The 19,910-nt window shown below is 58.9% G+C and carries 14 protein-coding genes; 12 read left to right on the forward strand and 2 right to left on the reverse strand.

The window, feature by feature from the left end:
* The first annotated feature begins 10 nt into the window (after positions 1-10).
* On the forward strand, positions 11-703 hold the full coding sequence (locus tag LPA36_RS11920) for a nucleotide-binding protein (RefSeq protein WP_228876697.1): 693 nt from the start codon (positions 11-13) through the stop codon (positions 701-703).
* On the forward strand, positions 696-1,466 hold the full coding sequence (locus LPA36_RS11925) for a hypothetical protein (protein WP_228876698.1): 771 nt from the start codon (positions 696-698) through the stop codon (positions 1,464-1,466). The genes LPA36_RS11920 and LPA36_RS11925 overlap by 8 nt, the downstream gene beginning before the upstream one ends.
* Here LPA36_RS11925 and LPA36_RS11930 read toward each other — a convergent pair.
* Positions 1,461-3,686, reverse strand: coding sequence for a ParB/RepB/Spo0J family partition protein (locus LPA36_RS11930; RefSeq protein ID WP_228876703.1), 2,226 nt, complete (start codon positions 3,684-3,686; stop codon positions 1,461-1,463). The two genes, LPA36_RS11925 and LPA36_RS11930, sit on opposite strands and share 6 nt — an antisense overlap.
* A gap of 124 nt (positions 3,687-3,810) precedes the next feature.
* Positions 3,811-4,644, reverse strand: coding sequence for a DUF932 domain-containing protein (locus LPA36_RS11935; protein WP_228876705.1), 834 nt, complete (start codon positions 4,642-4,644; stop codon positions 3,811-3,813).
* A gap of 808 nt (positions 4,645-5,452) precedes the next feature.
* On the opposite strand from LPA36_RS11935, the gene LPA36_RS11940 reads away from it, so the two are divergent.
* The 10 genes from LPA36_RS11940 to LPA36_RS11985 all read left to right on the forward strand — a co-directional run bounded on the left by LPA36_RS11940 (position 5,453) and on the right by LPA36_RS11985 (position 19,712).
* Positions 5,453-6,613 carry a toll/interleukin-1 receptor domain-containing protein gene (locus tag LPA36_RS11940; protein WP_228876706.1) on the forward strand — a complete coding sequence of 387 codons (1,161 nt, stop codon included), beginning with the start codon at positions 5,453-5,455 and terminating at the stop codon, positions 6,611-6,613.
* 2 nt (positions 6,614-6,615) lie between these two features.
* Positions 6,616-7,278: an SLOG domain-containing protein gene (locus LPA36_RS11945; RefSeq protein WP_228876708.1), complete on the forward strand. Its 663-nt coding sequence runs from the start codon at positions 6,616-6,618 to the stop codon at positions 7,276-7,278.
* A 196-nt stretch (positions 7,279-7,474) separates the two neighbouring features.
* Complete coding sequence (locus LPA36_RS11950; RefSeq protein ID WP_228877479.1) at positions 7,475-7,942, forward strand: TIR domain-containing protein; 468 nt, start codon at positions 7,475-7,477, stop codon at positions 7,940-7,942.
* Positions 7,942-8,568 carry an Nmad2 family putative nucleotide modification protein gene (locus LPA36_RS11955; protein ID WP_228876710.1) on the forward strand — a complete coding sequence of 209 codons (627 nt, stop codon included), beginning with the start codon at positions 7,942-7,944 and terminating at the stop codon, positions 8,566-8,568. Before LPA36_RS11950 ends, LPA36_RS11955 begins: the two co-directional genes overlap by 1 nt.
* A gap of 3 nt (positions 8,569-8,571) precedes the next feature.
* Positions 8,572-9,711 carry a nucleoside triphosphate pyrophosphohydrolase family protein gene (locus tag LPA36_RS11960; protein ID WP_228876712.1) on the forward strand — a complete coding sequence of 380 codons (1,140 nt, stop codon included), beginning with the start codon at positions 8,572-8,574 and terminating at the stop codon, positions 9,709-9,711.
* The gene (locus LPA36_RS11965) at positions 9,708-10,370 is read left to right on the forward strand and encodes a uracil-DNA glycosylase (RefSeq protein ID WP_228876714.1); all 663 of its coding nucleotides are present in this window, start codon (positions 9,708-9,710) and stop codon (positions 10,368-10,370) included. The genes LPA36_RS11960 and LPA36_RS11965 overlap by 4 nt, the downstream gene beginning before the upstream one ends.
* A gap of 184 nt (positions 10,371-10,554) precedes the next feature.
* On the forward strand, positions 10,555-12,171 hold the full coding sequence (locus LPA36_RS11970; protein WP_228876716.1) for a CBASS cGAMP-activated phospholipase: 1,617 nt from the start codon (positions 10,555-10,557) through the stop codon (positions 12,169-12,171).
* Positions 12,172-12,345: 174 nt separating this feature from the next.
* Positions 12,346-12,927 (forward strand): TIR domain-containing protein, encoded by a 582-nt coding sequence (locus LPA36_RS11975; RefSeq protein WP_228876718.1) that lies wholly within the window; start codon positions 12,346-12,348, stop codon positions 12,925-12,927.
* A 160-nt stretch (positions 12,928-13,087) separates the two neighbouring features.
* Positions 13,088-14,023 carry a toll/interleukin-1 receptor domain-containing protein gene (locus LPA36_RS11980; RefSeq protein WP_228876719.1) on the forward strand — a complete coding sequence of 312 codons (936 nt, stop codon included), beginning with the start codon at positions 13,088-13,090 and terminating at the stop codon, positions 14,021-14,023.
* Positions 14,024-14,237: 214 nt separating this feature from the next.
* Positions 14,238-19,712 carry an ATP-binding protein gene (locus LPA36_RS11985; protein WP_228876726.1) on the forward strand — a complete coding sequence of 1,825 codons (5,475 nt, stop codon included), beginning with the start codon at positions 14,238-14,240 and terminating at the stop codon, positions 19,710-19,712.
* The last annotated feature ends 198 nt before the right edge of the window (positions 19,713-19,910 follow it).

The following is a 19,910-nucleotide window of genomic DNA, read 5'->3' on the forward strand; positions in this document are numbered from 1 at the left end:
AGGAGTCGCGATGGATACGACAGTCAATCCCATCTATCTTGTGGGCGGCGGTAAGGGTGGCGTAGGCAAGAGCCTCGTCGCGCTCGCGCTGGTCGATCATCTGCAGCGGCGCGGCGTGAAACCCGTGCTGGTAGAGAACGACACGTCAAACCCCGACGTGATGAAGGCCGTGCAGGGCGAGATTGATTGCGCCGCGTTTGACCTGGACGAAGCGGACGGCTGGATCAATTTCGTGAACTACTGCGACGATCATCGCGACGCAGTGGTGGTGGTCAGCACGGCAGCCCGCAATCAGGATGGCGTCGCCCGCTACGGTGCGACGCTGGCCAGCACGCTGGGCGAGCTTGGCAGGCGGCTGGTCGTGTTCTGGGTGATCAACCGGCAGCGCGACAGTCTGGAACTGCTGCGGCAGTTCGGTGAAACCTTCCCGGACGCGATGACGCACGTCGTGCGCAATGGCCACTACGGCACACCGGACAGGTTCGTGCTGTATCAGGACTCTAAAATCCGCAAGAGTGTCGAGGCGAAGGGCAAGTCGCTCGACTTTCCCGAACTCGCGGATCGCGTGGCGGACGATCTGCGCAGTCAGCGCCTGTCGGTGCACAAGGCGGCGGAGTCGTTGCCCATTGGGCAGCGCGCAGAACTGCTGCGCTGGCGGGCCCTCTATGACGCGATGTTCACCGGGGTGACGGGCAATGCCTGAGCGGCGGGCGCGGCGCGGACGTCCTGTCGATCCGCTCGCCCGGCTCTTTTACGACGTGACCGGCGAGAAGCCGGACGACGCGAGCCTGCTGCGCATGCGCCGGGTGTCGGTGGCCCTGAATTTGCGCGACAACGATGCGCTGTGGTCGGTGCTGGCGGTGCTCGAATACTATGCGCGGCTTTACGAAGCGATGCCGGAGCGCATCCGGCAGGCAGGCAAGGGCAATCTGGACGCAGTGCGCGAGGAGGCGCGTGAGGCAACGGACGCGTTGATGGCGCAGCACCGTGACGCGCTCGCGCGCTGCAAGGCGACAATCGAACTCGCAGAACGCATGGCTGTTGAGCACGAGGCGAGGTATCGCGCGACGCTCGCGGCACTGAATGAACAGGCGTTGGTTGCGCAGGCGGGGCGCGCGGCTGACCGGATTGCGCGCATCGCGGGAAACCGGGTAGTGGGCGCGGTAGCCGTCGCGGCGCGCGAGCACCGGCAGCAACTCGACGCAGCGGTAGCTCTGTTTGAACGGGAGATGAGCGCGGCGGCGGCGCGTGCCGCGGAGGTTGACCAGATAGCCGCGCGACGGATGACGAAGGCGTTCCGCGCACTGGTGGTCGGGGCGCTGATCGTGATCCTGCTCGCGGCGACAGCGGGTGCGCTGGCGGGTCGCTACTCCGGTAGTCACATGGTGCGGGCAGACGGATTGCCGTCTGCCCGCACGGGTCATACTTCCTTGATGTCGCCTTTCATGAACGCGAACGCATCATGAAGCGTGCGCGAGGCCGGCAGTGGTCGGGAAGGGCCACGGCGGCTGCGTGCCGGCTGCGGCGGGAGACACGGTCCCATCACAAGCCGTGTTGTTGATGCCACTGTGATCGCTTCCGGGCTCGGCGGCACCTTCGTCGTCCTCGTGCGTGTCGTCGGAACCATTGCCGGGTTCCGGGCCGTGTCCGTCCTCCCCGGCGTTCCCATCCTCGTCGTCGCGGTCTTCCCAAGACGGCGTGACCGGGATTTCCGTATCGGTGAGGATTTCCGGGAGCCATGCGACCTTCGCCAGACGTAGTTCGGCTGCGGCAGCGGCGTCGGCCTTCTTCATCTTCCCGAGGTCGGCTGCAACCTTGGGCGAAACGGCTGTGGACACGACTTCCCCGATGCGCGCCTTGCTAACATGATCGAAATACGTGACACGGGTCGGTGTCCAGTACCGGGTCATGTCGAGGTTCAGCGCGCCCGCGAGCGCATTGATCGTCTGCGGCTTATCCTCGCTCACGATGCCGTCGAGCAGGGTGCCGGTGCAGAAGGCAAGCAGGTCAAGCAACGTCGTACCGGGATCCTGCTTCGCGAGCCACGGCAACAGGTCGGCGCGTTTCACTGGCAACTCAGCGACCCATCGGGCGCGTTGTGCCTCAATCGTGTTCCATGCGGCGCTGGTGGGCAGGTCGTCCGCCGCGCGCAGCAGGCTGTCATGATTGTTGTCGCCGGATAGCGCCAGATAGTCGCGCGCAGACGTGTAGCCGTAGTGCTCGGGCAGCGCTTGTAGGACGAGATGCCGCAACAGGGCGGCGAGCGCGACGGAGGGCTGCGCGACCATTTCGGCGTGGATGGCGACGGTGCGGTGGGCGGTGAGCCGCTGGCAGAGTTTCGCGCTGTGGACCGGTTTGATCTTCGGTACAGGACCATCTGTTAGGTCCGCAGCCTTCGCCTGTGGTATGCCGGTGACAGTCGCACCCGCCGCGTCCAGCGCCGCACTGTTCTCGCGCCGCACGAGACCGCGCTCGATGAGCAGTTTTCCCTGCGGATCGATGATCACGAACGCACCTGCCTCCGCCATCTGCTGTGTATCCCACGCGAGAGCGCGGCTTTCGAGTGCGACGATCGCGGCGTTGACCCGTTCGATTTCAGCATCGAGGCGGTCGGCTTCCTCATAGGCATTTTCGTCGTCCTCGGACAGTGCCTCCAGCTTCCCGGCCAGTTCATCCTGCTCTGCGGTAAGCGCATCCATTTCGCGCTGCTCGTCGTCGGTCAAGGGGCGCTGGATGGGGCGCAGCTTGCCGTAGCGATTAAGCTCTAGCATGTCACGCTCGACTCGGTTTTCTGTCCAACCCCAACCCTCGGCGCGCACTTCTTCTGCAGCCGCGTCGAGCTTCTGCGCGACGAGACGCTGCAGCAGTTCGGCATCGGCAATGTAGCCCGCATTCCCGTCGTCACTGAAAAGATCACGCCGTACATATCCGCCTGCCGCTTCATAGGTGTCGAGGCCAATGAAACGCACAAGGCGGCTGCGGCTCGCGTCGATTTCGGCCCTCGTGATGGCCTGCCGCAGATAGTTTGGCTGGCGCTGCCATTCATTCGCATCGAACCAGATGTGTTCCTGCGTTTCGTGGTTGTCCGCGAGGGCGAGCGCAGCAAGCTGGTCGAGCGTGATCGCGTCGTCCCGAAGCAGGGACAGCAGCCTTGGGGATACGCTGGCGAGCTTCATGCGCCGTTTGACCGTGAGCGGCGAGGCGGAAAAGAGCGCGGCGATGTAGTCGACGCTTTGCCCTTCCTCGGCCAGCATCCGGTATGCGCGCAGCACGTCGAAGGGATCGAGTCCCTCGCGCTCGGTATTTTCGATCAGTGAAATGGCGAGGGCTTCGCCTTCATTGACGATTCGTACCGGGACCGGGTAGTCGGCGGCGATGTCTTTCTGTTCGAACAGGAGGTCGAGTGCGGCCTCGCGGCGCTGACCGGCGCACACGCCGTATTTGCGCTGCCTGCCGCGCGATCCCTTTATCTCGTGGACGACAAGGTTTTGCAGTAGACCCTTGGCGCGTATATTGGCGGCAAGGCTAGGAATGCCCGACAGGGGTTTCGTGCGCGCATTAAGTGGCGAAGGCCGCAGGGTGGAATACGGGACGGTCACGATGGGCTGCTCGTTACCGAAGTGGGATTCGAGCACGGCCACGGGTTCGGCGGTATCTACCGTCATGGTTTCGGATTGGGCTTGCATGACTGACTCCAGAATGTAAAAAAGAAAGTTCCGGGCCGGACACTATCGGATTTCGTCAGGACTCGACCCGGAGAGGAGTCCTGATGGATGATGAGTAGAAGCGGATTTCTCGACCCTGTCGTTGCTATGCCTTCATCTGGCGCATTGCATCCGCGAGCATCCAGAGGGCGCGGTTGAGCTTCACGTTCTGGTCAATGCCGGTGATGGGACGGGTGGACATCGAGCGCCCCGTGCGCGAACGTCCATGCAGGCCGCCTTTGGTGAGGTTTTCCTGGACGCGGTTAAAGACGGTCCAGAGGTCGTCGCGGCGATCCTCGAAGCGGCGCGGGGCGAGCAACTGGCTGTCGGTAACCGGGGCCGGTGCCTCTGCGTCGGTCGGGTCGTAGCGCAGCGCAAGTGCGGAGCGGGCGAATGCATGCTGTTCGTCGCGGTCGAGCGTGACGGCACACATGCCTTCCTTCTGCTCGCGGATCAGGTCGAAGCCGTCGAGCACGTCGAATGCACCGTTGATCACGTTCTGGACGATGTTGCCCTTGTGCGGGACACGGATATCGGCGACGTTGTCGCCTGCCACCATGCCGTTCTGGCAGACGAAGCGCAGCATGCCAGCGAGCATCTGGTAACTGCTGGTGCCATCGTGCGAGTTCAATAGCACGATTTCGTTGGCTTCCTCGCCGGTAATCTGGTCGGCGTGCCTAAGCCGAAGCATGTGTTTCGTGTACTCGCGACGGTCGTCCTGTCGCACGCGCGTCTGGCAGACCATGAAAGGTTGGAAACCCTCGTTGCGTAGTCCGCGCAGGACGTCGATTGTCGGAATGTAGGTGTAGCGTTCGGAGCGGCTTTCGTGCTTGCCGTCCGCAAAGATGGATGGGGCAACGCGGCGAATCTGGTCATCCGACAAGGGGGAGTCGGCGCGAAGCATCGGGGAGCCGTAACGGAAAGAGGAAGCGAGTTGCATGGCAATCTCCACAGTCAAGGTTGAGGACCTGAACCGGGCGACGGGATGTGACTTGCCGTTGCGGCTGGACACCTCCCGGTGGAACTCGGGGTTGGCTTTGCTGCCGCTAGGCTCCCGGGTTCCCGCCCGTGCGACTGGAGGAGCCGATAGCGGGCAGGCGTCAAGGAAAAAGGCGAGGGAGGGGTGCGGGCAACACGGTCCCTCGCCCCTTGATGCCTGCCCGCTATCGGCTACGGTCGCGGGTCAAGGGCGGGAACCTGGGAGTCGGGTGCATGCCATGCTGCGAGTTGACCGGGCAGTGACTACGCGATGGCCGCGGGTTTGACTGCGGCGCTAGGTATTGAATGCACGGTGGTGGCGAAGCGGGAAGCATCTCGACGTGCCGCCCGCAAGCCAGTTACGGCCACTAATATGCTCTGTTCATCGCGACCTTCGCTGATGCGGGGCGTTGCTCTATCAAGACCGGGGGCGAAACTATGGAATCGCGTCGGTCAGAGCGTGATTTGAGTTAGGGCATTTTCCCAAGTTCGCTTTTTCTTCGCACGGCCCTTCGGGCGCGGACCCATCGGTCGGGTTTATGTGCTATGCATAGATCGGTGGCAGAGCAGGTACTTCTTTCCTTTTTCGCAGCAGATCATCTATCATTTTTGCCACTTACCTCGACTGCGGCACAAGACGAACGAATGCGAATCGAATGGTTTTTCGTAGGGGGCTGCTGCCGTCGGGCCACAAAAGACGAGTCAGCGTCGGTATAACAATATTTCCTCACGGATCGAGGCCGCGGCGAAGGCCGCGGGTTACTGAGCTTATGAGCCTGTACGAACTGGCCATCCTGGGCAGCCCCACGGCTTCCGACCGGCATCGGCTGAGCGCAACTATCGAAGGCATGATCGGTGATTTCGGCATGACGCTCGGTGCCGACGTAGTAATCCACGACGGGGCGTCCATCCCGACCCGTGATGTCCGTGCTGCGTTTGCAGCAGCCTATTTTGGCGGCGCGCCGCTGGGGGATGTCGAACGGGCGCGGGAGATCGTCGCCGCAAGCGCGCCTGTGATTCCGACCGTTTCGCCCGGTCAGCCGTTTGGTGCAGTGATTCCGGACTTCCTCCAGTCGGCGAATGGCCTGACGCGTCGCGACGACGATGCCGAAATGACCGCGCTTGCCTCGGCGTTGCTGGAATGCGTTGGGCTGCTGCGTCGCCAGCGACGGGTATTTGTCAGCTATCGCCGGACCGAGTCGCGGGCGGCGGCCCTGCAACTGCATGACCTGCTGTCATCGCGGGGCTTCGATGTGTTTCTCGACACGCACGACATCCGGCCCGGTGATCCGTTCCAGGATGTGCTCTGGCATCGACTCGTTGACTCGGACGTCATGGTCATGCTCGATACACCCGAGTATTTCGACAGCCGCTGGACCCGTCAGGAAATCGGGCGGGCGAGGGCCAAGGAAATTCAGGTTCTGCGCGTCATCTGGCCTGAGCACGTCCCGACGAAACTCACTGACCTGTCAGAGACCGTGTACCTTGACGTCGGCGATCTCGAAGGGGCTGATGGCCCGATCGCGCATGCAACGGCTGATTCCATCGTATTGCGGATCGAGCGACTGCGCAGTCGCAGCATTGCTTCGCGGTACATGTCGATCACCGGAAAGTTGCGCGCGGATGTCGAAAAGATCGGTGGCTCGATAGAAGCGATCGGCGCGCACCGCGCCATCGCGCTACGCCTGCTTGACGACAGGAAGATCTGGGCCTACCCGATCGTTGGGATTCCCACTGCGGAGACGCTTCATGATGTCGCAGACAAGGCGCAGCGTGCAGCGCAGCGCGAAGCCCCTGTGCTCGTCTATGACCACATCGGGATCCGCGATGCCTGGACTTCGCATCTGCGCTGGCTTGACGAGCATATCCGCGCGGTTCGCGCGATCAAGGTCTCCGAGGCGGGGTGGACACTTGCTGCGTGGGGAGACTGATCATGAACGACGCCATCTTCCTTTCGGCCGGGGTCCCAGATCCGCGCAGGGGACCCGACTATGCGGCGACTGCCGACAGCGTGGCGATCGCTGCTGCCGTCTCGGCGCTCGTGCATGTGGTCCTCGGTCGCCGGGCGCTGGTCTGGGGCGGTCACCCCGCCATCACGCCGATGATCTGGGTCGTCGCGCAGGATATTGGCGTCCAGTACGAGAAGTGGGTCCGGCTTTATCAGTCGAGCTTCTTCAGGGATGAGTTTCCCGAAGAGAACGCGCGATTCCAGAACGTCACGTTCACCGACGCCGTGGAGGCGGACCGTGACAAAAGCCTGCTCCTGATGCGTGAGCGCATGTTTTCCGAGAACCAGTTCAAGGCAGCCGTGTTTATCGGCGGTATGGGCGGGATCGTGGAAGAGTATGAACTGTTCCGGCAACATCAGCCGCACGCCAGCGTGATCCCGGTGCTCTCAACGGGCGGCGCGGCACTGCTGCTGGCTGAACGCATCGGGCACCTGCCGGCGGACTTGTCGAATGATCACGACTATGTCGCGCTGTTCCATCGGCATCTTGACATATCGGTAAAAGAGGAGCGATATCCCACGCCTGACATGCAGCCCGATACGGTGGAGGATCGTTTCTGGACACCTCCCAGGAAGCAGGACTCCTAATGGATGGCATCGACCGTGCGGGAAGTGGCGGCTGATGACAGTCGTCGCGCTGGTCCGGATCAAGTTGACTGTGTTTCGGGGAGCGGCCGATCGCGGCCATTTTATGATCAGATTGAGAACAGTTTTCCAAAATGCAGTCGATCGTGCAAAGCGGTGACGATCGTCGATGTTTGTCATAAGTCTACGGGGGCGGGAAGTGGCAGAACAAAGAAACGTATTTATCAGTCACGTCCATGAGGACGATGCGGGGCTCCAGAAGTTCAAGGATCTGCTGGCCCCAAAAGGTGTTGGCGTCCGGGATTCCTCGATTCACACGGGAAAATTCAACAACGCGACCGACGAGCACTACATCAAGACGCAGATCCTCGCGCCTGCGATCAACTGGGCCGGCGTGTTCGTCTGCTACGTCTCCCCGCTCACGAAGGACAGTGAATGGGTGAACTGGGAGATCGAATATGCGGCCAAGCAGGGGAAGCGTATCGTCGGTGTCTGGGAGCATGGCGAGAAGGAATGCGATCTTCCCGAGGCGTTGAAGCAGTATGCCGATGCGATGGTGGGCTGGAATGGCGATGCCATCATCGATGCGATCAACGGCAAGGACACGTGGGAAAAGCCGGATGGCGGCCCCTGCGATCCGGTCCCCCTCAAGCGGCATCCCTGCTGATGGCCCGCGTTCACTCTTACGTGGTGCGCTACGACAGCGGTTTCGCACCCAATCCCTTCTACGGCTACTGCACCCTCGCCACCTGCAAGCCCTCGATCCGGCGCAGCGCGTCCGTTGGCGACTGGGTGGTTGGCAGCGGCAGCAACGATCGAAGCGTGCGTCGTGGCGGGCATCTGGTGTACGCGATGCGGGTCACGGACACGCTCACATTCGATGAATATGGCGCAGATCCGCGTTTCGGCTCGAAGAAGCCGTTTCGTCACGGGAGCCGCAAGCAAAGTTGTGGCGACAACATCTACTTCAGGGACGGGCCGCAGGCACCTTGGGAACAGCGCGATTCGTTCCACTCGCTGCCCGACGGTTCGCTCAATCCGGATCACGTGTGTAGGGACACAGGTGTAAACCGGGTGCTGGTCAGTGACGACTTTATCTATTTTGGTGGCGAGGGTCCGGCGTTTCCCGAAGACCTGAAAGACCAGCAAGGTCGCCTGCTGTGCAAGTCGGGGATTGGCCTGACGACGTTCGACGATCCATTGCTGGTCGCCGGCCTTGAACAGTGGATTCGCAGTCTGGGGGCGACGGGGTATCAGGGAGCGCCGTTCGAATGGTTAACGCTTCGCAGGTGATCGATGAAGAAGGAAGGTACCCTATTGCTGTCCGACTACGCGGCGCAGATTGCACCCACGGACGTTCTTGGCCGGAGCGATTTCAGCCCTGTGCTCCAAGGGCTGTATGGCGAGGTCGGCGGGATCATGACGACGGCCAAGAAGCACGTGCGCGAGCAATCCGCCTTCCCGGGTTTCCGCAAGGCGGCGGAAGAAGAATTCGGCGATACCCTGTGGTATCTGGCTGCCATCTGCCGACGTCTCGACGTCCCGCTTGAAGAAGTGTTCGCCGAGGCGGCGAATCACGGCAACTTCAGGAATGTGGGAGCGGCGAGCGACGTCATGGAAGGCGCGATGGCCTACATCGCGGTGCCCGTCGCCGTTCCCGTTCCGCTTGACACGACGTTGGTGCGACTGGGGCAGTCGGCCGCAGCCCTGCTCGGATCGGTTGCTCCGGATCGAGCCGGTCTGGTCGCATTTGCCCGGGCCTATCTGGATGCGATGCATGCGGCAAAACTCGCTTTCTCGGACGTGGCGCGTGGCAATATCCGGAAAGCGCGCGGGGCGTTTCTGGAGCCCGGGACGGCCGATCTGGCCAGCCTTGATTTCGACAGGGCGTTCGGACGCGAAGAGCAGCTGCCCAGGGAATTCCGGATCAGGGTCAATCAGCGCGGCAGCGGCAAGAGCTACCTTCAGTGGAACGACGTTTTCATTGGGGATCCTCTGACCGACAACATCGCGGACCACGATGGTTACCGGTTTCACGACGTCTTTCATTTCGCGTATGCGGCGATATTGCACTGGTCGCCGGTGATACGCGCGTTGATCAAGCACAAGCGAAAGAGCAATTCGAGGTACGATGAAGAGCAGGATGGCGGGCGGGCGATCGTTGTTGAAGAAGGGCTCACGGCTTGGATTTTCTCGAAGGCCAAGGAACTCAATTTCTTCGAGAACCAGAAGAAGGTTTCTCTTGGGATCCTGAAGACCATCGCTGAATTCGTGAGCGGCTACGAAGTCGAAAAATGCCCGCTTAAGCTTTGGGAGCGGGCGATCCTGGACGGCTATGCGGTATTTCGTCAAATGAAAGAAAATGAAGGTGGCTGGATCGTTGGTAACCGGGAACAACGTACCATTGCCTATCTGCCACTTGAGCCAAAGGAATGAAGAACCATCCGTTTGTTGAGGCAGTGGCCTCGCTGCAGTTTGAAGACTGTTTCAATCCCTATTCGGATCGTTGTGAAGTGCATGACCGGCGTGACGCGCCGCGTCGCCGCGCGGCCGCGCTTTCCGCCATGGTGCGGTGCGCGGTGCAGGAGCCAGTGGACGCAATCTGGATCGGGCGGGACCTCGGATACCGGGGAGGGCGTCGTACAGGGCTGGCGCTGACTGACGACGTTCATATCAGTCAGCATGCCAGACGATGGAATCTTGAGCTTTCCGAAGAGCGCCCGACGAAAGGCAGCGCGGTGTCGGAACGGACTGCGGCAGTGATATGGAACATGCTGGAGCACATCGATGCTCGCATTTTTCTGTGGAATGTCTTCCCGCTTCATCCGCATGATGCGGGCGATCCCTTCTCCAACCGGCAACATAATGCCCGCGAACGACGCGCCGGGGAAGAACTGCTGCAGCAACTCATCGTCCTGCTACGGCCGGCCCGGATTGTTGCCATCGGCAACGACGCCGCAGCTGCGGCGAATCGCATTACCGGTTCTGTGCCTGTGATCTGCGTGAGACACCCCAGCTATGGAGGACAGACGCAGTTTCAGCAGCAGATCGCCGATCTGTATGGACATTCGGCGAGGGCGGACTCACTGTTTTGACCCGTTACTTCCCTTGACGATACGGGGTCGCTCGACAGACGCAACTAGCGTCCATGTTGCAGCTTTCCCTGCGATCGATGACGACCTGGCCACGACGTCGCCCCAATGAGGCTGCGTGGATGTTGTCCGCAGTGCGGTGGCGACCGATTCGTCGAATTCAACCGCTCATCAACAGGATATCTCAATGCCTTCCAGACAACCTCTTGCAGGCGTACGTGTTCATCTGTCGGGATCCGTCCCGGACGCGCACAACCAGGAAATATGTCTATTCGTCAAACGGCTTTGTACAGCGATATTCAATGAAGGAGGCGCCGTCATTCACGGCAGTCATCCGAGCTTTACCGAACCATTGGAAGAAGCCGCGCGGGCGTTTATTGCCGCCGGCGGAGAAGTCGGCGCCTTGACGCTCGTGCGCGCGCAGAAGTATGCCCAGACCCCTGAGCAGATCGAGGAGATAGAAAGGCAGCGGCAATTTGCTGTGGTCCAGGTGGTGCCTGCCGAGGCGGAGGGCGAGCATGCCGGCGAGCTGACTCCGATGCGCGACTGGATGGCGCAGCGATCCGACGTTGTGATCTGCGTGGGTGGAAGATGGTGGGATACGAACAAGGCCAAGGCCGGCGTTCCGACCGAACTCGATGTGATGCTTGATCTCGGCAAACCCGCCTTTGTCGTCGCTGGCTTTGGCGGCGCCATTTCGGGCTACCTAAACGACAATCCGGGATTGCTGTCGAGCCTGCAAAACGGGCTGCCCGACGAAGAAAACAGGAAGATTGCGCATGAAACTTCCGTTGAGAGCATCGTCGGTTCGATTATCAACCAGTTAAAGCGCTTGCCCCTTGTGCGACGTAGCGTCGATCGCGGACGCAATTTCAGAATCCTTGCGCTTGACGGTGGTGGATTGCGCGGAACCTTTACCGCAGCCGTTCTGGCAAAGTGGGATGACATGCTCGGCAGTGGTGGTGGGAACAGCCTCGTTTCTCACTTTGACCTGGTGGCCGGAACGTCAACCGGCGCCATTCTCGCGATTGGTCTCGGGCTGGGAATCAAGCCAGGTGAGATACTGAATTTTTATCGGGACAAGGGGCCGCAAATTTTCCCGAAAGACAGGACCCTGAGGCACTGGTTGCGCTCGAAGCACGAGTCCTCGACACTGCGTGGTTTGTTGGAGCAGGTCTACGGTGACCGAAAGATGTCGGACTCGTCGTGCAGGCTGGTCATTCCAACGGTGAGAGCCAAACATGGGCAGGCTGAAGCGCTGGTTACGCCGCACAGTCCCGACCGGACTGCATTCAGAGATATACCGGCAGTTGATGCCGCGCTGGCTTCGTCAGCCGCGCCGACCTATTTTGACGAATCGCTATGGAGTGGGCCGATTGTGCCGGAAGTTTTCCTGGACGGCGGTGTCTGGGCAAACAATCCGATCCTGCCAGCGCTGGCAGAGTCTGTGCGGCATCTCAAGATCCCATTGGACCGGATTGACGTCCTGAGCATCGGGACATTGAGTAGCGAGTCCGATTTTACGGACTCGCTGGGAAGGGGTAAGGCCGGGTGGGCCTTGCACAGCGTGGATCTCTTCTTCGCGGCCCAGCAACATGGCGCGTTGCTTCTCGCCGAGAGCTTTCTGGGGCCAACCCGTCATCTCAGGGTGAATCAGCAAACCCCGATCGAGATCAAGCTCGATGATGCCGAGGCGATCGACGAGATGGCGGCCAGGGGAAATGAAGCGGGCAAGGACTCGTTCGCTGCGGTTCGATCCCGATTTTTGGATGGTATGCGTGTGCCCGACTGGAAAAGATACTGATCACCCGGGCTCGATGAATTATGGTGGCTGACGACACCGCTCATCTATTGGGCAGTTGCGTTCCCGCGACGTACGGCCTGAGATGGGAACGTTGCGATGGAGTGCCGCCGAAGCCGACCGACCTTCTGGTCGACGTTGGTGGATATGTACGTTATCCAATTTACGGGGAAACTCATGGTAAAGAGAGTATTTTTCAGCTTTCACTATCAGGATGTAATCGACTTTCGCGCGAACGTCGTCCGCAATCATTGGGTGGCAAAGGATGACCGGGAAGACGCAGGATTCTTCGATGCATCTATCTGGGAGGAGAGCAAGAAGAAGGGGACAACTGCGCTTAAAAAGTTGATTCACGACGGCCTCGAAAACACGACGAACACCTGTGTGCTGATCGGGTCGCAGACGTACGCTCGTCCGTGGGTTCGCTATGAAATCTTCTATAGCATCTGGCGTGGAAATCACGTGTTTGGTGTACACATCAACCAAATTAAGGGAAAGGACGGGAAGATCAAAGCAAACGGGCCGAACCCGTTTGATTATCTTGCATTGAAATATAGTGCAGACGGAAAGTCCGTCGAGCCGATGGAGGCGAAAGATGGCAAGTGGATCCCGTTTGCGGAGTTCGGAGCTTATGAGCTCAGACAGGTAGCGCCGGAGGGACGTTGGGGCAAGACCGTATCGCTGTCTTCTCTGGGCTTCAAGACCTACTGCTGGTCAGCTGACGACGGCTACAACTCTTTTGCGAATTGGGTGAAATAGTTGTCTCATAGACCGGGGCGGCATTCGTGCCGCTAAAGTTGAGCGCTAGGCTCGCATCAGAACTTTGCTGGGTCGTTACGTGGCATTTGTCGGCAGTGATGCAGTGAGAGCCGAGCAATTTTGAAGTGTTTGCTTGATTGGAAATTCTGATAGAAGCGACATGGACGACAAGAAAGCAGTCTTTATTTCGTATGCTTGGGGCGGAGTGCTTGATAGGAAAGAGGAGTTGCGAACGGATATCGTGACCTCCCTTTCAACTGAATTCTCAGTTTTCTGGGATCGTCGCAGCATTTCGTTTGGCGAAGTGCCCGAAGAAGTAGTATCGAACGCTTTGCAAAGGCGGCCACTTGTCGTCTTTTGTCTGTGCGACGAGGAATACATCGCGGCTGCGTCCACGGTCGACTCGGGTGTATACCGCGAGCTCGCAATGTTGGCGCAGATTTCGGCTTCAAAAGAGGTGCGTGTAGTTCCAGTCCTGCTTGATGGCGAATGTCTTCCCAGGTTACCTGCGCCACTTTCCGGTCGAGTGCCTCTCGACATCTCTGAGGTATACGCGCGGGGTCTCAAGCTAGGTCAAACGATGTGGGCCGTTGCGTCGGGCGCGTCTCAGGAAGATGTAACCAGGTCGCTGTCCGAGCAACTTCGTCGTGCAAATGTGCGGGATAAGGCAACGGCTTATTTTCGCGACTCGCCAACCAGCCTATATGGTTGCGGCCGTACTCACGTAGTTGAGGACGGCTTGGGGAGAATTTTGCGGCCGCCGCAGTGGATGATGGATCGCATAGAGTGGAAGCGAAGGCTATTGGAGGAGGACGATGCTTTCTGGCCGACAAAGGGAATTTGGCAATGGCATCGCGGTACGGCCTCCTCGGGACTGTGTGCGTTGGGAATGGCGGCGTGTGCCGCGTTCTTCCCAAAGGAACCAGACGCCGACTATGTAAAAGCGATCGCGCGGGCGGGTATTCTTCTCGCGGAAGGTTTTTTCTCGTTCCATAATACAAACGAACCCTTCACGCTCGAATCGGAAGAACTTGTTAACACGTTGATCTCCAGGGATGGCATTGACACGTTGGAGCGCCTCCTCCCATCGGTCTAAAATGCCGCCGAGTAATTTGGAATCTCCGGCGTCTGCGCTTGTTGCGTTCAACATCAGGACGACGTTCGGCCACCAGTGCCGGCCATGGTGGGCGGCAACAGCAGCGTAAGCTGGATCGCCGAGTGACCTCTTCTCAGGAGGATGTCCGCCAAGGCGAATACCTAACGGGCGCTCAGGTTCCGGTTCACTGCACTGAAATAACCCAGGATATTCCATGACGAAAAACGTGGCGCCTCCGAAGAGCACGAGTGGCGGTGGGTTTCTGTTCGAAGATAAGGTTTGCGCCTGGTTCGTCGTTCAGATGCTTTGCGGTGAAGCCCCGCTTGAACCGATTCTGGGAGCGGCGACCAGAATTGACTTTCAGACGCGGCCAGACGGATGGTTTCTGGATGACGTGCTTCTGACGACGCACGGACAGAACGGTCCGCATCGCTTCGCGTGGTCCATCAAAAGCAATACCCAATTCGGCACGGTCAGCGCGCCTTCCGATTTTGTTGAAACAGTCTGGGCCCAGTATCTGCACGAAGGCTCCAGTATCTTCGATCGGCTACGTGACTACATGGGTCTTGTGACGACGCCTCTCGACGTTGAATTTCGCGCATCGTTGGAGTTCGTGTTGACCACGGCCAATGCGACGTCCAGTGACCTGCTTCCCGGAAGGTACGCGCAAGAGGGCTGGGCTAGCGATGCCAGGCGGTCGTTGTTCGGCAGTTTTCACTGTCCGGTTGACCTGGCAAATCGCAAGGGGGCCACAGGCACCGACACCGGGAGGTTGTTGAACCGTCTGCGCTTCCTTCAGTTCGACTTTGATGCGCAGGTGTCGGAATCCGAAAAGCGTGCCGTTGAAGCATGCCGACGGATATTGCGGAGTGGACGATACGAGGACGCGCAGGCCATGTGGCATAGCATTCTCGGAATAACGGCCGACTACCGGACCACAGCTAAAGGGATCGACAGGCAGACCCTGTTACAGCGGCTTCCCGCCCGGTTCGGGATTCTCGAGCTTCCCGATTACCGCGATGACTGGAACCGTCTGCGTTCGCTCACGAATGCGAATATGGCACTCGTTAGGGATACCATCGGTAAAGAAATTCGGCTCCAAGATACCGACCTTCGGTCCGCGCTGCGGGAAGCACTGGACGATTATAATGGAGCTGTTTTGACCGGGGATTCGGGTGTCGGCAAGTCTGCTGCAGTGAAGGCCTTTGCTGAGACACTTGAGAGCAGCGGCGAAGCGGTCCTGTGGTTCAATCCGTCATCATTCGACAAACCTGACTTCGCAGCGTTTCAGTCAGACTTGGGGTTGGCCCATACGCTTGAAGAGTTGTTTCGGTCGGTATCAAGCCACACACGCCTGATTGTCCTCGATGGGTTCGATCGTTTGTATGTGCCAGGCGCGATGCGGCTGGTTGCGACATTGATGCGGTTTGTGCAAGTTGATGAGGCGGCGACTCCGTGGAAGACGATTGTCACGTGCCAGACACATGACTGGCCGCGATTGAGGAACAGCCTGACGGACGCCGGGCTCCCGGTGAGTGATTGGCCGTGCATCAACGTAGAAACCTGGTCGGCAGATGCTCTTCGTCCGGTCTGGGATGCCATTCCTGGAACCGCGCGCCTGAAGTCAAGGAAGAAGCTTCAATCGCTATGGGGCAATCTGAAAATACTGGATCTGCTTGCAACACGGATATCGGCGGGCAATAACGTCGAAACGTCCGGATGGGTTGGGGAAGCGGACGTTGCCGCCTGGTACTGGGACAGTTATGTGCGCAGTGGCGATACCCCGCACGCACGTGAGCGGTTCGCGATGATGCTTGCGGAGAAGGAAGCGAATGAGCTCCGTTCGGCTCTCCCGCTTGATGCATTTGAAGTAGCTGAATTGACGCCCTATGAGGCCCTAAGACTGGATGGTGTGTGCCAGACGACTCCCGAGGGGAGAATCAGGTTCGCGCACGATCTGTTCGGCGATTGGGGAAGGTTACGGATACTTGTTTCGCATGCCGATGACTTTCCCCGTTTTATTGGGACAAGAATCAACTCGCCGCTCTGGCACCGCGCGATCCGTCTGTATGGCACATATCTTCTCGAAAATGGCAACGACGTGGATCGTTGGCGCTCGGTCAGACGGGTCCTGAACGCGGAAGACAATACGATCGCGAACGATCTGCTGCTGGAAGCCGCCATATTTTCAGCTGACCCCTCTGAAATACTCGACAGGCTGAAGGCGGACCTGCTCGCGGAAAACGGTGCTGACCTGCGAAGACTTCTGGGCAGATTTTTAGCATCCGCCACCGTCCCTGACGTTCGATACGAAACTGATGGGCAGCCGTTGAATCCTCGCCTTGCGTCGCGCCTGCGTTCGCCCACGTGGGGGGATTGGCCACCGATGCTTGGATTCCTGTTCAGGAACAGGAACGACGTCGTGGCATGCGCAGCCGAGGAAGTCGCGAAAATTGCAGACCTCTGGTTCAGGCATACGCCTGAGGACTTCCCATTTCGCAAGGAAATGGCAACGATCGGTCTGCTTCTCGGCGAGGTCGCGCATCGTGGATGGCGCGACCGGACCGTGCATGTTGCCAGAAGGAAGCTGCTGTATCGCACAGCGCTTGCGGGCGCTGCTCATTACCCTGATGAAGTCGCCAGGTTCGCATTGAAAGCTGCGATGCGCGATGGCAGCGAAGAGGACAACGATGATGTGGGGGACGAAATGCTTCCCTTCGGCATTACGTTCGATCCCCGGTACGATTCCACGGCAGCTCCCGAAGAGCCATGGCCGGACGGTCCCCATGGACGCGTCGATGACGATTTCCGGGACGCAATACTTGATGAGGGAGCGCTCATCCCGCTAATGCGGATTCGACCTGCCGTCGCGCGTGAAATCATTCTGGCTGTGATGCTGAAGAAACGCCGACGTTTCGACTGGCACAACCATGTCCATCATAGTCATGATCTCGACCTGCATCATGGAGATGACTGGAGCATCCCGCTTTTCACGCAGGGTCCATTTTTGTCACTTCTGCAATGTGATTTTAGCGAGGGGTTAGAGACGATTGCACGCCTGGTCGATTTCGCCAGTGAGCGCTGGATGTACTACACACAGCTTGCCGCTGAGGAATACCGCTCTCAGCCCGCGGAGGCTGATCTTGGGGCCATGTCGGCGTTCCTGGAAGACGCCACGCGGCCACCGGGAAAGACGGCACTGACATTGGCTAGCGAGACCAGACTTCTCCTTGGCGATGATCGCGTCTACGGGTGGTCAGGGAAAAATCCACCGTCGGCGATTGGTCCAGCCTTGATGGCCTTGGAAAAATATTTTTATAACGAACTGGACGCGGAACGTCCGGTCGCGGAGAAACTGGATGCGGTGTTGCAGCGAACGCGCAGTGTTGCGGTTCTCAAAGTGCTCTGCGATGTCGGAAAGCGTGAGCGGTCTCTATTTGGTTCGGTGCTGCGCCCTCTGCTATCCGTACCTGAACTTTATCTGTGGGACCGAAGGCATGGCTTCTATGGTCGGCAGCATCTGCTGATGTTTGCGTTCCGGCAGCCGCGCTGGTTCATTGAGGCCGCGCGGGAGTTTCACAACCTGCCTCATCGAGAGATGGACATGGTAGCGCTGGCGGTAAGACTGTTTTTCTTCGACGAAGCATGCCGGACCTTTCTTACGGAAGCGCGGTTGAAGTGGCAATTAATGTTTCCTGACATATTGGATCAAAATATGCAGGAGCATCTCCGGGAGATGATCGAAGCGTTCGATATCAATAACTATCAGATTTCACGCGATGACGATGGGCAATTGCAGGTAGTTAACCTGAGAGCGTATGAACGGCACGTTGCCCAGCGGCCGGAGCGCGAGGCGCAACAGCGAAAGATGCGGATGACGATGCTTCCGGTGCAGGCGCGCCGTTACTTCGATGAAGAGAAACGCCTGAGTCGCGAAGAGCTGACAGATGTGTGGAGTCTTCTTGACCCCTTGTATCAGGACTCGGCCGCACTATCAGTGGACCAGAGCCCTCCGTCCGAGGGGGAACCGGAGAAGGAAGATGTCGTTGTTCCTTCACTGGCGCGGCGGTTATTTGGCATCATCATCGATTGGTTCAAGTTCATGTGTCGTTCTGTTGTGAACAGGGTTACGGGTGGACGAAATTCTACTTCACAAGAGCTCGAAGAACCGGAGCAACAAAGACCACTGAAGTCGGCTGCGCAACTCGAGCACGAAAACGAGGAGGCTGACATGCAGATGGCCGCTATCGCTCTTCTTTTTCGACAGCAGGGAGATTGGCTCGACGAATACCCTGAGCGCAAGCAGTGGTGTGTGGAAAGGCTTGCGTACGCCATCGATAATCCGATTCAGATTCGGCAGTTTGATGTTCGCGATAGCGTGGCAAGCTGGACTTGGGATTGTTTCGCGGCGGAGCTGATTGCGCAGCTTTGGCTCGCGGAGCCAGATAACCGGCAGTATCGCTACATGCTGGCGAGGCTTTTTATTCTCGCGCCACACTATGCTGCTTTGAATATCATCGTTTCACGATGCGCGAAACAACGTAGATCTGCCCGAAAGGACTTTGCCCAGTTGAGGACTTTCATCTTCCACGTCGCGAACATGCGCGCACGAATTCAGTTCGTGCAACAGTACAGCGCGTACGAGAAGGTACTATCGAAAGAACAGGTGAGCAGCTTTCAGCGCAGTCTGGATCCGTGGGCTAACCATCTTGTAGGGAGATTCATTGAAGGTTCGCTGGAAGCGGGGAGCCATGCGTGGAGCGACATGGATAGCACGGCAGATTATCTTGAAGTAGATGCCATCCGCCGGCACTACCTACCACACTATATGTTGGACTTGGAGCTGGTCCGTGTAACTCATATGTGGTTGCCCGGTCTCGACGACGCGATTGACGATCAGGAACGGAAGGAATGGGTGAGTTTCTGGCAGTCTGCGCTGGGTTTTATCCTGAGCCGGGTACATACGGGCCGGGATGATCAGAAGTATCCATACGAGTATGAGCGATGGATACTCGATGGCGTGGGCTCCGTGCTCGCGCAAATGCGCGAGGCTGAATCGCCGAGGTCGGTCTGGGAGCCGGTGCTCAGGCTACCGGCTGACTGGCACCACTGGAGCGAAATGGTGCTCCAGTCATTCCATGAAGCAGGGTTATCCCGTGATCCAGCGGGCGCGCATTTTGAAGCAACGCGAACCGCGATGGTTGAGTACGTGCTCGAAAAATCAGTTCGTTCGTCCGCCGAAAGCTGGTCCCATGAATATGATGCGTGGCAGGCATTGATCGGCATCGACCACGCCAACCGGAGAGCGTGGCTCGTCCGGCACCAGCCGTTGGTGATACGCAGCATTCCACAACTTCGCCGATGGACCCGAGAAATCGCTGGCTCGTCCTTTTCGCAGATGGCGGCGCTTTCGGACTGGTTGCAACAGGATTGTGCGGACCCGGTCCGGATTGATCTGATAGCGGAAGCGTATATGGCAATGGAGAGAGAGAGGATGCTTCGAATTGCTCCTCGACGTGATTCCGGGAGTGCCATTGCCTCGCTGCTGCATACGGTATGGGAAAGAGATGGGGTAGCTCTACGTGCCAACGAATTGGCGTTCACATCCTTTAAAGAGTTTCTGAAGTGGTTAGTTGCCGATCAGAATGCTGTTGCGCTCGAACTTGCGCGCAAGGTTGGAAGCCTGTAAGCAGATGTGATAGGAGCCAATGTTCGCACCGAAGCGAATGGTCGTGTCGTCGATACGAAGTGGCTGTATGCGGAGAGCGACCACGAAGAAAGCAGCTTGCGTTGTGCCTTTCAGCATGAGGCATTCGGCGAGCGGAACCGTCGTTGGCTAAGGGGCTGATGTGTCTGCAGTGGAACTAAATGCAGCCCAATCTAAATC

The sequence above is a fragment of the Paraburkholderia saeva genome, assembly GCF_907164555.1.
GTDB classification, from domain to species: domain Bacteria; phylum Pseudomonadota; class Gammaproteobacteria; order Burkholderiales; family Burkholderiaceae; genus Paraburkholderia; species Paraburkholderia saeva.